Origin of the sequence: Cyanobacterium sp. Dongsha4, assembly GCF_036345015.1 — a bacterium.
In the GTDB taxonomy this organism is placed as follows: Bacteria; Cyanobacteriota; Cyanobacteriia; order Cyanobacteriales; family Cyanobacteriaceae; genus PCC-10605.
The window spans coordinates 731266-745320 of record NZ_CP084098.1 but is presented as its reverse complement, the minus strand read 5'-3'; the positions used below and the strand labels follow the sequence as shown (position 1 = coordinate 745320).

Annotated in this window: 12 protein-coding genes; 6 read left to right on the top strand and 6 right to left on the bottom strand. The window is 35.1% G+C overall.

Annotated elements, in window-relative coordinates; translation table 11 throughout:
* Positions 1–14 precede the first annotated feature (14 nt).
* On the top strand, positions 15–1466 hold the full coding sequence (gene zds / locus Dongsha4_RS03230; RefSeq protein WP_330204321.1) for a 9,9'-di-cis-zeta-carotene desaturase: 1452 nt from the start codon (positions 15–17) through the stop codon (positions 1464–1466).
* Between the two features lie 139 nt (positions 1467–1605).
* Here the strand turns inward: zds and Dongsha4_RS03225 are convergent, their stop codons facing one another.
* Positions 1606–3216 (bottom strand): GTP-binding protein, encoded by a 1611-nt coding sequence (locus Dongsha4_RS03225; protein WP_330204320.1) that lies wholly within the window; start codon positions 3214–3216, stop codon positions 1606–1608.
* A gap of 131 nt (positions 3217–3347) precedes the next feature.
* On the opposite strand from Dongsha4_RS03225, the gene Dongsha4_RS03220 reads away from it, so the two are divergent.
* Positions 3348–4646, top strand: coding sequence for an AMP-binding protein (locus Dongsha4_RS03220; RefSeq protein ID WP_330204319.1), 1299 nt, complete (start codon positions 3348–3350; stop codon positions 4644–4646).
* A gap of 10 nt (positions 4647–4656) precedes the next feature.
* Here Dongsha4_RS03220 and Dongsha4_RS03215 read toward each other — a convergent pair whose 3' ends face one another.
* Positions 4657–4773, bottom strand: coding sequence for a hypothetical protein (locus Dongsha4_RS03215; RefSeq protein WP_330204318.1), 117 nt, complete (start codon positions 4771–4773; stop codon positions 4657–4659).
* 176 nt (positions 4774–4949) lie between these two features.
* Here Dongsha4_RS03215 and Dongsha4_RS03210 point away from each other — a divergent pair, with 176 nt between their 5' ends.
* From Dongsha4_RS03210 to Dongsha4_RS03200, 3 genes are all read left to right on the top strand, one after another.
* Positions 4950–5660, top strand: coding sequence for a hypothetical protein (locus tag Dongsha4_RS03210; RefSeq protein ID WP_330204317.1), 711 nt, complete (start codon positions 4950–4952; stop codon positions 5658–5660).
* A gap of 160 nt (positions 5661–5820) precedes the next feature.
* Entirely contained in the window at positions 5821–7767 is a 1947-nt protein-coding gene (glgB, locus tag Dongsha4_RS03205) for a 1,4-alpha-glucan branching protein GlgB (RefSeq protein WP_330204316.1), read from the top strand.
* Between the two features lie 170 nt (positions 7768–7937).
* Positions 7938–8870 (top strand): lysylphosphatidylglycerol synthase domain-containing protein, encoded by a 933-nt coding sequence (locus Dongsha4_RS03200; RefSeq protein ID WP_330204315.1) that lies wholly within the window; start codon positions 7938–7940, stop codon positions 8868–8870.
* Between the two features lie 68 nt (positions 8871–8938).
* Here Dongsha4_RS03200 and Dongsha4_RS03195 read toward each other — a convergent pair whose 3' ends face one another.
* Positions 8939–9910, bottom strand: a complete 972-nt coding sequence (locus Dongsha4_RS03195) for a hypothetical protein (protein WP_330204314.1) — start codon at positions 9908–9910, stop codon at positions 8939–8941.
* A gap of 371 nt (positions 9911–10281) precedes the next feature.
* On the opposite strand from Dongsha4_RS03195, the gene Dongsha4_RS03190 reads away from it, so the two are divergent.
* A complete protein-coding gene (locus Dongsha4_RS03190) occupies positions 10282–12051 on the top strand; it encodes an ABC transporter ATP-binding protein (protein WP_330204313.1) in 1770 nt (589 codons plus the stop codon).
* Positions 12052–12228: 177 nt separating this feature from the next.
* Here Dongsha4_RS03190 and Dongsha4_RS03185 read toward each other — a convergent pair whose 3' ends face one another.
* The 3 genes from Dongsha4_RS03185 to def form a co-directional block, all read right to left on the bottom strand.
* Entirely contained in the window at positions 12229–12714 is a 486-nt protein-coding gene (locus Dongsha4_RS03185; RefSeq protein ID WP_330204312.1) for a low molecular weight protein-tyrosine-phosphatase, read from the bottom strand.
* Positions 12715–12904: 190 nt separating this feature from the next.
* The gene (locus Dongsha4_RS03180; RefSeq protein WP_330204311.1) at positions 12905–13249 is read right to left on the bottom strand and encodes a YbaB/EbfC family nucleoid-associated protein; all 345 of its coding nucleotides are present in this window, start codon (positions 13247–13249) and stop codon (positions 12905–12907) included.
* Between the two features lie 154 nt (positions 13250–13403).
* Positions 13404–13964, bottom strand: a complete 561-nt coding sequence (def, locus tag Dongsha4_RS03175; protein WP_425590777.1) for a peptide deformylase — start codon at positions 13962–13964, stop codon at positions 13404–13406.
* Between the last annotated feature and the right edge of the window lie 91 nt (positions 13965–14055).

Below are 14055 nucleotides of genomic sequence, written 5' to 3'. Positions count from 1 at the left end.
ATTTAGGATAGAGAATGCGAGTTGCCATAGTAGGTGCTGGATTAGCAGGATTAGCCACAGCCATTGAATTAGTTGATGCAGGTTGTGAAGTGGAAATATTTGAGTCTCGCCCTTTTGTTGGAGGAAAAGTCGGCAGTTGGGTTGATAATGACGGTAATCATATTGAAATGGGCTTACACGTTTTTTTCGGTTGTTACTATAATCTCTTTGCTTTAATGAAAAAAGTAGGTGCGATCGAAAATTTGCGTTTAAAAGAACATACTCACACTTTTATTAATCAAGGTGGTAGAGTCGGGGAATTGGATTTTCGTTTTCCCACTGGAGCTCCATTTAATGGTTTAAAAGCCTTTTTTACTACTTCTCAACTCTCAACTGTGGATAAGATTGCCAATTCTCTCGCCCTTGGCACTAGCCCTATTGTTAGAGGTTTAATTGATTTTCACGGGGCAATGCGTCAAATTAGAGATTTAGATGGTATTAGTTTTGCTGACTGGTTTCGCAAACATGGGGGGAATCAAGGCAGTTTAGATAAAATGTGGAATCCCATTGCCTATGCTTTAGGATTTATCGATACAGAGAATATTTCTGCCCGTTGTATGTTAACAATTTTCCAATTTTTTGCGGCAAAAACCGAGGCTTCTGTGTTAAGAATGTTAGAAGGTTCACCCCATGAATATTTACATAAACCCATTGTTAACTATTTGGAATCCAGAGGAGTAAAAATTCATACCCGTCGTCGTGTCAGAGAAATTCAATATCAAGAAGGGGATAAAACTACCGTTACGGGGTTATTGATTGCCAAAGGAGAAACAGAGGAAGTTATCACGGCGGATGCTTATGTGTGTGCCTGTGATGTGCCGGGTATTCAAAAATTGATTCCTGATGGTTGGCGTAAATGGTCTGAGTTTGATAACATTTACAAATTAACTGCTGTACCTGTGGCTACGGTACAATTAAGGTTTGATGGTTGGGTAACGGAATTAAATGATGAGGAAAAACGCCGTCAATTAGACAAAGCGGAAGGTATTGATAATTTACTCTACACTGCGGATGCGGACTTTTCTTGTTTTTCGGATCTAGCTTTATCTAGTCCTGCGGATTATTATAGAGAAGGTCAAGGATCTTTATTACAATTAGTTTTAACACCGGGTGATCCTTTTATCAAGGAAAGTAACGAAAATATTGCTAATCATGTTTTAAAACAAGTTCATGAGTTATTCCCTTCTTCCCGTGAGTTAAATATGACTTGGTATAGTGTGGTAAAACTGGCTCAATCTCTCTATCGTGAAGCCCCCGGAATGGATTTATATCGCCCTTCTCAAGCGACTCCTATCCCCAATTTCTTCCTTGCAGGTAGTTATACTCAACAGGATTATATCGACAGTATGGAAGGGGCAACAATTTCTGGATTACAAGCGGCGAGGGCAATTCTTAAGAATAATCAAAAAGTAGCTGCGATCGCATAAAGTGCGACTACGTTGAACCAATAATTTCGTGGTGTTGAGGAATTCGGGAATTAGGGAGAAGGATAGATGAGGGGAAAAGGAGAAACTAACTCTTAATTTTTTATTGAAATTTATTCACTATTTACTTTCGAGGATCATACTACCATTGATCAATGTTGTTTGATTCTTTGCTCCAATCATCATTATCGTCAAAATAAATGTCGTTACTCTCCTCTTCCTCATTACTATAGTCTAAAGTATCTTTAATAGGTTCAATAACACGGGTAATAGCATCCTGTACAAAGGCTTTAATAAATTCATCCTTGCGACTCAACTTAAATTGTCGTTGTACAACCTCTGTAATTCCGCCGTCCCCCCAATCTTGATCGTGGCTGAAATATTCCACAAAACTTTTTCCTGCAATGCGAGTTAAATAAGCGGCACTAATTGCCTGAATAACCTTGCCAATAACGTAAGTAGCCGCCGTGAATTGAAGGGCTTTTGCTACTAATTCCACCGCTCCTTTTACTACTCCCAAACTAACCAATGTTTTTCCTAAAGAAAGGGCTAAATCTCTTCCTGTATCACTATTTAACTCACAACCGTAAACTTGTCCAATTTCTACTACCATTTGTGCATTCACTGCCGCCGTTGCTAACATATCCACTACGGGTAAAGGAGTACAAGCAATTACCCCCGCCCCAATCCATTGATAACGGGCGATAATTTTATCGGCTTCTCGACTACGTTGTTGACTAATTAATTTTCGGGCTTCTTCTCCTAATCGTTGAGACTGTAAGAGAATATTGTCTGCTAATAAATCATCTCCTTCGGCTCGACAAATTGCCGCTAAACGCTTGATTACTCCGATTATTTCTATTTCTGGTTGTATAATTTCACCTTCGGAAAACTGCACGGGTTGAGGATTGGCACAGGCTTTTAATACATCTACGGAGGTAATAAAACTTTTTACCCTTTCTCGAAGTTGGTTTAAAATAATCTCTTGTTCCTCCTCTGAGTATAAGTCTATCTTATTAAAAACAAGAAGCGATCGCTTCCCGATACTAGCTAAAGCCTCCAGAGGTTTAAATTCTGAAGCCCTTAAATCGTTATCACACACAAAAATTAATAAATCCGCCGAGGTTGCCAATTCCCTTGCTAATTGTTCTCTAATTTCTCCCGGCGCTCCCATTTCCAGAATTCCAGGGGTATCAACGATCGCAATTTCTCGGTTAAGATTAGGTAATTTCAGAGTGTAAATAACTCCTTCTGTCGTTGTACCCATACTAGCTTGAACATCTCCCACCATTTCCCCCATTAACGCATTAACCAAAGAGGTTTTTCCCGCACTTCCTGTACCAAATACCACTACTTTTAAGTTTCCGTGAGTCAAACTAGCTTCAATAGCTTGAGACTTGGCTAAAAGAGCTTTCTGGGCAACTTCATCTTGTATTTGTGCTACCTGTTTTTTGACGGCCTTAATTGTTTCCGATGCAATTTCATTTTTTTCAGAAGGCAAAGCAGGTAATATTTTTCTTCTTCTTCGTTTACCCTTCCCTTTGCTGTTAGGAGTAACACCTAAATAATAGATAAAAAGAACAATAAAGCAAATCAGTAAGATAATGAGAATAAATACCAGAAAATTAGCTAAAAATGGGCTAGTCCATGCAATTTCACTGTAAAGTCTCGATAAACTACTAATTAGCCATAACATCAAGCCAAAAATAGCACTAATACCGACAATAATTGTGATGATACGAGATAAAGACATGGATGAAAGAATTAAAGATTAAGAAAATTAAGTATCTACCTATGGAAATTGATTTTAACGACAGTTTTTATTTAACCTAACACCTTTTTTAAGCAATAATTAAATCAAACTTAAAGTTAAAAGAGGCTAAATTGTTTGAGCAAAGATTATTAGAAAAATATTTATCTATTATTAATAATTTTAATCAAGAAGTAAATATAATTGTTTTTTTAGGAGAAAAAGATTTTCTTCATTTTGTTTCAGCTTTTTTTGCTTGTATCAATAGTAATGTTAGCTTATTTTTAGTGAATCCTAATTGGGGTAAACAAGAATGGCAACAAGTAGAGAAAATAGTAACTCCTGATCTGATTTTTGGTGATATTAATTATAAATTTAATAAAGATCAAAATAAAAAACAAACTAGATTTAAAGGAATAATGATACCCACAGGAGGCACGTCTGGACAAATAAAATTTGCGATCCACACGTGGGAAACTTTAACTAATTCTGCTCTGAGTTTCTATCAATTTTTTGGCAATCTTCCTATTAATTCTTTCTGTTGTTTACCTCTTTATCATGTTAGTGGTTTAATGCAGGTTGTCCGTAGTTTCCTTAGTAAAGGGGAGTTTATTTTTCATACTTTTAATTATCTAAAAAATAATCATAAAAGCATTGTTAATTATCAAGATTATTTTATTTCTTTAGTACCAACTCAATTACAATTTTTCTTAGATAAAAATCCTTTTTTTCTGCAACAGTTTAAAACTATTTTAGTCGGAGGAGCATCTATTTCACCTCAACAAATTAATTTAGCAAGGACATATAATTTACCTCTTGCTTTAACTTATGGGATGACGGAAACTGCATCGGGAATTACGATTTTAAAACCTGAATATTTTACTAACAACAATAATAGTAGTGGTCAAATTTTACCCCACGCAAAGATTATATTTAGTCAAGAAATAAAAGATACTGATGAGGATAGGCAAAAGGGATTTTTACAATACTCAAGTTATCAACAGAATATTATTACTATTAAAGCAATGTCTTTATTTAAAGGTTATTATCCTCATTATGAAGAAAAAGAAATTTACCTTACTGATGATGTTGGTTATTTTGATCAAAACGGATTTTTATATATTTTAGGTAGAAATAGTCAAAAAATAATTACGGGAGGAGAAAATGTTTTTCCCCAAGAAATAGAAAGGGCAATTCTCAACACTAATTTAGTTCAAGATGTGGTGATTAAAGCAGAAAAAGATCCTTATTGGGGAGATGCGATCGCATCTTTTTATGTACCAAAAAATAAAGAGATTAAACCAGAACAAATAAAAGCAAAGTTAAGAGGAGAAATCAGCAATTATAAAATCCCTAAAATCTGGTATTCTGTCACAGAAATTCCTAGAAATGCTCAAGGAAAAGTGGAGATAAATAAATTAAATAGTAAGTAATTACAACAGTCTAATATTTCTCTTTTAGTTTAGCAATTACAACCCATCTTAGTTCAGTTTCTGTTTTGGCAGGTATTTCAAGTAAGTCTTCATCTTGCCACAACTGTTGTGCTTCAACAAAATCCATACCATGTTTTTTACATTTGATTGACTTTTATGAGGATCGTATTTAAACTTAATCATTCTTAATTCTCTTGACACTAAGACCTTAACAGATTATATATGACACCAGATTTGAAAAATACCATTAATCAAAACTTAAACTAGACCCAATTATCACGTTAGTAACGATATAGATTAAACATGGAACTAAAAAGAGAATTTTTCCCCTTAGTCCGCAAAACCGTTATGCCTCGTCCTTACTACACAGAGGAAACAGATGTGTTAGGACAAAAAGGCACAGCATTAGCCGTAAATGCGGCAATTTATGGAGATAATTGGTATTTAGATCAAGAAGCAGGATTAATTGAGATTTATGGAGCTGGTGCGGCAATTTGTTTCCGTAATGTATTGCCTCGCAAGAATAAATATGAAAAAGAAGGGCTTTACCTTCGTTTAAAATTGGCTTACCGTACCACTGAAAACGCCAATGTAAATATTCGTACTTTTTCTGGTCGTCATATTACCATACCCAATAGTTTAGAAGGGGCGATGTATGATGATTCAGAAACTTACTGGTATGTCACCGATGATTTAACCCTCAATATCAACTCTATTTACACCGATGAAAAATTGTGGATTCAACGGGTTGATTGGGAATGGGTAAGTAAAGAGGTAATTTATGAAGATGAAGCCATAGAGGAAAGAAAACTATTTATTCCTCGTAATCCTAAAGACATTGAAAAATTATATGTCCCTCAAAAAGTTAATCCTACTACCATTAAAGAGTTTTTAGTGAAAAAGATTCAAAATGATGACTACTTTGCTAAACGTTGTTTATCTATGTTATGTGAAGACAAATTAATGGCTAAAGATATGGTGGAACTATTTAAAGAAACAGGCATTGAGCTATAAAACAATTCCTCTGTTAGGAATTAGGAATTAATTAGCAACGAAAAAGCTGACTGAATGCTAACGGTGAAAAAATAGCAAAAAAAATAAAAATGAATATTATTAATAAATAATAAAATTAATCGCAAATTATCCCAAGTTCATCAAGCAATTATAAAATAATATGATTATGGCACAAACAAAGCAACAAGATTGGTTTAGTGAAGTTGATTTATACTTATTCGGCGAAGGGACTCATTATCGCATTTATGAACAATTAGGGGCTCATTTAACGGAAAGAGACGGCAAATCGGGGGTTTATTTCGCTGTGTGGGCGCCCAACGCTCAGAATGTATCCCTAGTGGGAGATTTCAACAACTGGCAAGCGGAACATACCAACATGAAACGCAACAACATGGGTATTTGGGAAATCTTTATGCCGGGGATGAAGGAAGGAGATAAATATAAATACGCTGTCAAAAACCATCACGGTTATAATTGCTTTAAAACTGATCCTCACGGCTTTGAACAGGAAATTCGCCCTGCTACTGCTTCTATTGTGCGAGATATATCTTATACATGGGGCGATCGCACTTGGTTAACTCAAAGACACCAAAACCACTCTTACGAAAAACCTATTTCTGTGTATGAAGTTCATTTAGGCTCATGGATGCACGAAAATATTGAGAATCCTCCCGAAAATGGTGTTATCGTACCAGTACCAGATAAACAAGGTGCAAGATTTTTAACCTACCGAGAATTAGCTGATCGCCTCATCCCCTACGTTAAAGACATGGGCTATACTCACATTGAATTAATGCCCATTACCGAACATCCCTTCGATGGTTCATGGGGTTATCAAGTAGTCGGCTTTTTCGCCCCCACTTCCCGTTATGGAAGCCCCCAAGATTTCATGTATTTCGTCGATCGCGCCCACCAAGAAGGTATCGGAATTTTGATCGACTGGGTGCCGGGGCATTTTCCCAAAGACGAACATGGATTAGCCCGTTTTGACGGTACACATTTATATGAATACTCCGACTGGCGTAAAGGGGAACACTTAGAATGGGGTACATTAGTATTTAACTATGAACGCAACGAAGTCCGTAACTTTTTAATTGCCAGTGCCTTATTCTGGTTAGAAAAATACCACATAGACGGCATTCGAGTCGATGCAGTAGCTTCCATGCTTTACCTTGACTATGAAAGAGAAGTATGGGTAAGAAACCAATACGGGGGCAGAGAAAACATTGAAGGAATCGACTTTATCCGCCAATTAAACAACGCCATCAAGGAAAACTACCCCGGAGTCTTAACCATCGCCGAAGAATCTACCACTTGGGAAAACGTTTCACAACCTACCAAATACGGCGGTTTAGGCTTTGACTATAAATGGAATATGGGTTGGATGAACGACACTTTAAAATACTTCCTTGCCCATCCCCACGATCGCCCCAACTTCCACAATAAGTTAACATTTAGTATGTGGTATGCTTTTACTGAACACTTTATGTTATCCCTCTCTCATGATGAAGTTGTACATGGTAAAGGACACCTATGGCAAAAAATGCCGGGGGATGAATGGCAACAAATGGCAAATATGCGCCTATTGTTTGGTTATATGTTCGCCCATCCCGGTAAGAAAACTCTCTTTATGGGCATGGAATTAGGACAACGACGAGAATGGAAATATTTTCTCGATCTCGACTGGTGGTTATTAGATTGGCAACCTCACCGTCAATTACAACAATTAGTCAAAGATTTGCATACTTTATACCGCAGTCAACCTGCCCTTTATACCGATGACTTCAGCCATGATGGATTCCAATGGATTGATTGCCATGACGCAGGACGCAGTATGCTTACTTTTATGCGTAGAGATAAAAACACTCACGAAGTCTTAGTGGTAGTGTGTAACTTCAAACCCGACGTTTACTATCACTATTGGTTAGGAGTCAACGAGGCTGGTACTTATGAAGAAATCATGAACACCGATGATCTTAAATATGGTGGTAGTGGAGTAGTAAATCAAAAAGTGAAAACTAAAGATTGGAATCATTGCCCCTGGCCTTATGCTTTAGAAATAACCGTTCCTCCATTGTCTATGACTATGTTTAAAAAAGTTCAATAACCAGAATTAGGAGTTCGGAGTTCGGAAATAGGTGTCAGGTTGCAGGTTTCAGGTTTAGGGGAGTAATGAGTAATTATCAACTATTCTTCTGTGCATCGTTGCCTATTGCCTATTCCCTATTGCCTTTTCGTCATCACTCATAGATGAAAATTTATCCCGAACTCAGGTTAATGAAGTTATTAAAGCAGTTTTTTCGCTATTTTATTTTTGGAATAACTCTATTTTTTTTAGCCACTACTATTATTAATAATTGGCGTAGCATTACAAGTGTAGAATTTAATAATTATCTTTTTTTACTTATTTTTATTAGTTTAATATTAAATAGTTTTGCTCATGTTTTTTCGGCTTGGGTATGGACTTGGATTTTAGCTTTATTTAACTGTAAACTAGGTGGTTTTTCTGCGATAAAAATTTACTTAATTACGAATATCAGTAAGTATATTCCGGGTAATATATGGCATTTTGTAGGCAGGGTAAAAGCAATTCAAAATCAAGGTGATAGTATTGCCTTGGGAACTTTTCCTGTGGTTCTTGAACCTTTGTTAATGGCGATCGCATCTTTATTAATTACCATATTTAGCGTTAGTTTAGGAATTTTAGAAGTAAAGTTTTCTCCTTTTATTTTTTCCCTATTATTAATTTTTATATTAATAGTTTTAATGGGAATTCATCCTAAATTTATTAACCCAGTTTTGAAGAAATTAGTAATAAATAAAGGGAAAGTAGAGACAAATATTCAATTAAATAAATATCCTTTTTTACCTTTAATGGGAGAGCTATTTTTTTTGCTTTTAAGAGGTAGTGCTTTTATGGCTTTAATGATACCTTTTATTGACTTAAATGTTATCTTAATTCCTCAAATATTGACTGCTTTTAGTTTCGCATGGTTAATTGGTTTAATTGTACCCGGTGCCCCCGGCGGTTTAGGTATTTTTGAAGCAGTTGCGATCGCATCTTTAGATCCAACTATCTTTCCCCGTGATAAAATAATTATCGTTGTTGCCTTATTTCGCTTCAGTAGTATTGTTGCTGAAACCCTTACCGCTTACTTTGCTTGGTTACTATACTCGTTAAAAGAAAAAGCACAACAAACAAAAGGCTAAGGAAGAAAGAAGAATAATTATTACTCATTACTCTGCCAAATCTGCCCTTATACCAAACTGAAATTAATCTAAATAAATTCTTGATATTTATTATATATATATTCCCCCGGAATAGTTTTCAGAAAAGACTCTGGTATTTTATATTTATGACTAGGATATTCCTGTCTAATTTGTAGTAAGGTTTGATATTGCTTATTCCAATTTTTGACTACTTCCAAAAGTTGATTAAAACGATAAAGTAAATTTTCATAACGGTAAGAAAGTGCTATATACTGAAGGATTTTTGCATAAATAATAACCTTATCTTCATTATTAGGAATACCAACTAGATGCCCTAGTTTTTCTAATTCATCATAGTTAACTTTAACCACTAATACTAAAGCCTTCAACGTTTCTAAATTCTGTTTTTTTAATTTTTTTAAGATTGCATTGATAACATTAAAAATTGAATAGTCACTTAGATTATATTTTTTAAATAAGATTAATAAATTTAAACCTATCTCATCTTTACTAATAGCATCGATCGCATTTTTATAAGATAATAAAGCCTCTTTAGTTGGTTCATTACGAATAATATTTATCAGTCTATCAATTTCTTCTATTACTATCTGATTAAATAAATTAGGGTCAGAAGTTAAGTTTAATTGTTCGTCGATAAAATTATATAATTCTACCTGAGTCTTACCCTGAAAATCTAGCTCTATTCTTCTGATAGTACGAAAATAATTAATATGCCTAGTAGTAAAGCTAAAAATTTTAATAAAAGTATGTAAACCCTTATATTCTTCTAAGTTATTTTCTACTTTATTCTTGATTCTTATATATAGCAAAAACTCATCCGTATATTGCTCATTATCAAGCATTTTCATTGTCGGAAAAATCTTTTCTAACTCCTCGAATTCAGTATCATGTAGCGATAATGCTAATTCAGGTATTTCTTGACGATTTAAAGCCCCCCAAATCCTTTCTATCAAACTAACTCCACCAAATAAAGGACGATTCCACCAAGGTTTTGTTTGTAATTCCGATTGAGATTTCATGACTTATCCATCGTGGAAGGGTAAAGGCTTTTTGATTAGCTTATGACAAAATTATAGCATCTGTTTTGATAGCTCATTAATTTACTTGAAAATTTACTTGTAAATGCTTCTTAGCTTAGGTTTTCATGGAAAAACTATCAGCATTTTAAACTCTTTGATTAAACACGAATGCAAAATTAAACTAAAATCAATTTCTACAAGGAAATAGTTGATTTTTTACTGTTACCTGTTGCCTGAAACCTAACTACATCAAATATTCTTGCTGAAACACCAAGCTGTTATTCAGAGATTGCATCGGAATACGTCTAGTTCATGCAGTCTAGTTTTATAATAAAGACTTATATTTCAATCAAAATTATATCTTCCTATTCATGAATTCTGACATCAATCATCCTCTATCACGGTTGTTGAAATACTCTCGTAAATATCGCTCTTCCATTTATCAAGCTGTAACCTGTTCTATTCTTAACAAGTTGTTTGATTTAGCTCCTCCTGTGTTAATTGGGGCGGCAGTGGATGTGGTTGTTCAAAAACAAGACTCTATCATCGCTAAATTTGGAGTGAAGGATGTTTTTGGTCAATTAACAGTTTTAACGATACTATCGGTCATTATATGGGGTTTAGAATCGCTTTTTGAGTATGGATACGAGCGTTTATGGCGTAATTTAGCTCAGAATATTCAACATGATTTAAGGCTTAATGCTTATAGTCATATTCAGGATTTGGAATTGGAGTATTTTGAAAGTCGTAGCACGGGAAGATTGTTGTCGATTTTGAATGATGATATTAACCAGTTAGAAAGATTTTTGGATGTGGGGGCAAATGAAATTTTACAGGTTTTAACTACTGTGGTTATTATCAGTGGAGCTTTTTTCTTTCTTTCTCCTTCTACTGCTTGGATGACAATTCTTCCAATTCCTGTAATTATTTGGGGTGCGATCGCATTTCAAAAACTATTAGCCCCTCGTTATGGTGATGTGAGAGAAAAGGTTAGTTTACTTAATGGCAGACTAGCCAATAATTTGACGGGCATTACAACCATCAAAAGTTTCACCACAGAACATTATGAAATTCAACGGGTAAGAAAAGATAGTGAAGCCTATTTAGATAGTAACCAAAAAGCGATCGCTCTGAGTGCGGCTTTTGTGCCTTTAATTCGTTTAGTGATTTTAGTGGCTTTTACTGCGATTCTTTTATTCGGGGGGATGGAAGTAGAGAAAGGCAATTTAGCAGTAGGTACTTATAGCGTATTAGTATTTATGACCCAAAGGTTATTATGGCCTTTAACTCGTCTTGGGCAAACTTTAGACTTATATCAACGGGCGATGGCTTCCACTGCCAGAGTTATGGATTTACTAGATACTCCTATTACCATTCATTCGGGAGATACTCCCCTAGCCTTAGAAAATGTGAAAGGTGCGATCGCATTTAATCATATTACCTTTGCCTATCATCAAAGACAACCAGTTATCGAAGAATTTAATTTAGAAATACCTGCGGGGGCAACTATTGCCATTGTTGGTTCAACAGGTTCGGGAAAGAGTACCATAGTTAAGTTATTATTACGTTTCTATGAGATTCAAAAAGGAAGCATTACTCTTGATGGTATGGATATAAGAGAAATAGTGCTTTATGATTTACGTCGTGCCATTGGTTTAGTATCTCAGGAAGTGTTTTTATTTCATGGCAGTGTAAGGGAAAATATCGCCTATGGTAATCCCCATGTTAGTGATGAGGAAATTATCAACGCCGCAAAAATGGCAGAAGCCCACGATTTTATCATGTCATTACCTGAAGCATATGATACTATCGTCGGAGAAAGAGGGCAGAAATTATCAGGGGGGCAAAGACAACGTTTATCTATTGCTAGGGCTATTCTCAAAAACCCTCCTATTCTCATCCTTGATGAAGCTACATCTGCCGTTGACAATGACACTGAAGCTGCGATCGCACGTTCTTTAACTCATATTACAGAAAATAGAACAACCATTATGATTGCCCATCGTCTTTCTACCATTCGCCACGCAGACTGTATTTATGTTTTAGAAAAAGGGCAGATTGTCGAACAAGGTAAACACGAGGATTTAGTTACAAAAGGCGGAGTCTATAGCAATTTATGGAGAGTGCAGACAGGGGAATAGTTACACTTTAGATTAGATCTAAAATTGTTGATTAAGGTAGGCAATGGGGAATGGGCAACAGGCAACAGTGTTGATAGTTGACATAAACTATAATTAATAGGTTTCAAATCCTGATTATTCAATGATTTTTTCATTGAACTCAATTAATTATGGGAAAAAAGAAGATTCTAAAAAAAATTAGCCTTTCACCATTTTCTCTTGACAATAATCTAGTAATCCTTGACAAGCATCTAATAATAAATCGATGACATAATTAAAACCTGATTCTCCACCATAATAGGGATCAGGTACTTCTTGATCTGTAAAATTTTTAGCAAAATCACACATTAATTTAACTTTGTGTTTATATTTGCCTTTGGGATCTAAAGCTAAAATATTGTGATAATTAGACTTATCCATTGCCAAAATTAAGTCATAATACTCCAAGTCAAATTCTTCTATTTGTCTTGCCTTTCCTCTCAATTCTATGCCTCTTTTTCTAGCCGCTTCCTTCATTCTTCTATCAGGCGATGAACCGATGTGATAATTTGATGTTCCTGCGGAATCACACTCAAATTGTTCCGTTAAACCTTTTTTTTCTATTAAGTGATTCATGATATTTTCTGCTGAAGGCGATCGACATATATTCCCTAAACAGACAAATAATAGTTTTGTTTTCTCCATTTTTCCTTAATAAATAAAGCCCAAAATAACAAGTAATAAAATAAGTAGAAGTCAGGAGTTAGGAGTTCGGGGTTAGGAGTTTTTAATTCTTAATTCTTCACCTTTGCCCCTTGCCCCTTGCCCCTTGCCCCTTGCCCCTTGCCCTTTTAACTTTGCCCTTTGCCCTTCTATAACCTATTCACTAATTGAACTACATTCCGGGTAAACCAAGATTACCTGTTAACGCTTCCATTTTTTCACGCATAGTAGTAGTAGAAATTTGATATGCGTTTCTAACAGCTTCTGTCACCATTTCAGAAAGTTTTTCTGCTCCTTCTCCCATAGCTTCGGGTTTTATTTCTACTTTTAAAGGCTCTTGATTGCCACTCATGGTGACTACAACTAAACCGTTTTCGCACTGCCCTTCAATTTGCATGGTTTCTAATTCTTCCTGCAATTTTTTAGCATCTTCCTGAATTTGTTGAGCTTTTTGGAAGGCGTTAGCTAGTTCTTTCATTTTACCTAAGCCTAAACCGAATCCTTTTTTTTCTGCCATGGTATTTTCCTTAATATTTTTTATAAACAAACAACAAAATTATATCTTGATCAGGTATTTATTCCTAGCTTCATTATATGTTCTGAGAAATAAAATCAATTTATCTAGTTTTTTCCTGAATAGCTCTTGATTTTTACTCCAAACCCCATTTTTTCTAATGAACTGGTTGAACTGCTTCGATGGAAAAACCTTTTTTCTTCAATTCTTCTCCTAAAGCAATACTATTTTTTACCCTATCTACAAATAATATGCCATGAAGATGATCCATTTCGTGCTGAATTACACGGGAAAGTAATCCAGATGCTTTAATTTTATGTTTTTTGCCTGATTCATCTTTATAGGTAAGTTCTATATTTCGAGGACGAATTACGTCAAGAAAAACGTTGGGGATGCTTAAACAACCTTCTTCGGCAACACATAAATCTTTACTGAATTTTGTAATTTCAGGATTTATTAATACCATTGCTTGAGATGCAGGATTATCGGGTTGACAATCGACGACAATCATTTGTTTGTGTACACCTATTTGGGGCGCGGCTAAACCAATACCGTTTTCTGTGTACATGGTTTGCAACATTTGTTTGGCTAACTCTCTGACACTATCATCTATTTTGTTGATTCTTTTCGCATTTTGTCTAAGGGTGCGATCGCCCAAGTAATGTAATTGTAGAGGTGAAATAGCTAGTTTTTCTTTTTCTATACTGATTAAGTTCATAATTTACTAAAAATACAATGGTTTAATAGTTGATTAGAGTTTTAGATTTCAAGGACTATTATCTCTCTTAATTTTAACTCCTAACACAATA

What these genes read in the sequence shown, in the direction of transcription:
- zds (WP_330204321.1), top strand. Translation starts at nt 15, where the DNA reads ATGCGAGTTGCCATAGTAGGTGCTGGATTAGCAGGATTAGCCACAGCC.
- Dongsha4_RS03225 (WP_330204320.1), bottom strand. Translation starts at nt 3,216, where the DNA reads ATGTCTTTATCTCGTATCATCACAATTATTGTCGGTATTAGTGCTATT.
- Dongsha4_RS03215 (WP_330204318.1), bottom strand. Translation starts at nt 4,773, where the DNA reads ATGGATTTTGTTGAAGCACAACAGTTGTGGCAAGATGAAGACTTACTT.
- Dongsha4_RS03210 (WP_330204317.1), top strand. Translation starts at nt 4,950, where the DNA reads ATGGAACTAAAAAGAGAATTTTTCCCCTTAGTCCGCAAAACCGTTATG.
- glgB (WP_330204316.1), top strand. Translation starts at nt 5,821, where the DNA reads ATGATTATGGCACAAACAAAGCAACAAGATTGGTTTAGTGAAGTTGAT.
- Dongsha4_RS03200 (WP_330204315.1), top strand. Translation starts at nt 7,938, where the DNA reads ATGAAGTTATTAAAGCAGTTTTTTCGCTATTTTATTTTTGGAATAACT.
- Dongsha4_RS03195 (WP_330204314.1), bottom strand. Translation starts at nt 9,910, where the DNA reads ATGAAATCTCAATCGGAATTACAAACAAAACCTTGGTGGAATCGTCCT.
- Dongsha4_RS03190 (WP_330204313.1), top strand. Translation starts at nt 10,282, where the DNA reads ATGAATTCTGACATCAATCATCCTCTATCACGGTTGTTGAAATACTCT.
- Dongsha4_RS03185 (WP_330204312.1), bottom strand. Translation starts at nt 12,714, where the DNA reads ATGGAGAAAACAAAACTATTATTTGTCTGTTTAGGGAATATATGTCGA.
- Dongsha4_RS03180 (WP_330204311.1), bottom strand. Translation starts at nt 13,249, where the DNA reads ATGGCAGAAAAAAAAGGATTCGGTTTAGGCTTAGGTAAAATGAAAGAA.
- def (WP_425590777.1), bottom strand. Translation starts at nt 13,964, where the DNA reads ATGAACTTAATCAGTATAGAAAAAGAAAAACTAGCTATTTCACCTCTA.